Source organism: Arenimonas sp. (assembly GCF_019459675.1).
GTDB lineage: Bacteria > Pseudomonadota > Gammaproteobacteria > Xanthomonadales > Xanthomonadaceae > Arenimonas.
Genome location: NZ_JAIBFH010000312.1, coordinates 1 through 1,511 on the forward strand (window position 1 = coordinate 1; position 1,511 = coordinate 1,511).

General features: G+C 68.8%; 1 protein-coding gene. It reads left to right on the top strand.

Annotation, left to right across the window (positions count from 1 at the left end):
* Positions 1-244: 244 nt before the first annotated feature.
* The coding region (locus K0M70_RS10645) for a tryptophan halogenase family protein (protein ID WP_290781842.1) at positions 245-1,511 on the top strand (1,267 nt) is incomplete at its 3' end.

Consider the following 1,511-nt stretch of genomic DNA (forward strand, 5'->3'; position numbering starts at 1 on the left):
GCCGCCCCCACCCGCCACCGGCCCGGCGCCCGGGGGGCCGCCCTCCCCGCTCCCCCGGGGGGGGGGGGCCGCGACCGCGGGCGACCCCCGGGCGCGGGAGGCCCGGTTCGCGCGTGAAAGCGGCACCTTCACCGTGCCGGCGCGCTCGGCGGTGGTGTACGTGCTGGATTGAAACGCGGCACGCGGCGTGGAAGCATCGGCAGGCGGCGCCCGTTGGGGCGCGGCAGGGACTCAGGAGCAGGGCATGGAAGGGCAGGTTCGCGACGTGGTGATCGTGGGAGGCGGCACCGCCGGCTGGATGACGGCAGCGGCGCTGTCGAAGGTGCTCGGCCCCCAGCACCGTATCCGGCTGATTGAATCCGAGGACATCGGCACGGTGGGCGTGGGCGAAGCCACCATCCCGATGATCAAGCTGTTCAACCAGGCGCTGGAGATCGACGAGAACGATTTCATCCGCGAAACCAAGGGCTCGTTCAAGCTGGGCATCGAGTTCGTGAACTGGGGCCGCCTGGGCGACAGCTACATCCATGGCTTCGGCAAGATCGGCCAGGACCTGGGCGTGATTCCCTTCTACCAGCACTGGCTGAAGCTGCGGCAGGCCGGGCAGGCCGGCCCGCTGGACGATTATTCGATCAACACCGCCGCCGCGCGCGCCAACAAGTTCATGCCGGCGCTCACCGACCGGCCGAACTCGCCCATGGCCGACATCGCCTACGCCTACCACTTCGACGCGGGCCTGTACGCGCGCTACCTGCGCGGCTACGCCGAGGCGCGCGGCGTGCGCCGCACCGAAGGCAAAGTGGCGCAGGTGACGCTGCGCCCGGAAGACGGTTTCGTGGATGCCGTGGTGCTGGAAAGCGGCGAACGCGTGGAGGGCCAGCTGTTCGTGGACTGCTCGGGCTTCCGCGGCCTGCTGATTGAACAGGCCCTGCACACCGGCTACCAGGACTGGACCCACTGGCTGCCCTGCGACCGCGCCATGGCCGTGCAGTGCGCCAGCAGCGGCCCGCTGACGCCCTACACCCGCTCCACCGCGCGCACCGCCGGCTGGCAGTGGCGCATTCCGCTGCAGCACCGCGTGGGCAACGGCTACGTCTACTCCAGCCAGTTCATCAGCGACGACGAAGCCGCCAGCACCCTGCTGGCCAACCTGGAGGGCGAGGCGCTGATGACGCCCAAGCCGCTGCGCTTCACCACCGGCAAGCGCAACAAGTTCTGGAACAAGAACGTGGTGGCCATCGGCCTGGCTTCGGGCTTCATGGAGCCGCTGGAGTCCACGTCCATCCACCTGATCCAGTCGGGCATCGCCCGGCTGACGGCCTTCTTCCCGCACGCCGGGTTCGACGCGGTGGACGTGGACGAGTTCAACGCCCACTCGCACTTCGAGTTCGACAAGATCCGCGATTTCCTGATCCTGCACTACCATGCCACCGAGCGCAGCGACACGCCGTTCTGGGACTACGTGCGCACGATGTCCATCCCCGATTCGCTGCAGCACAAGATGGACCTGT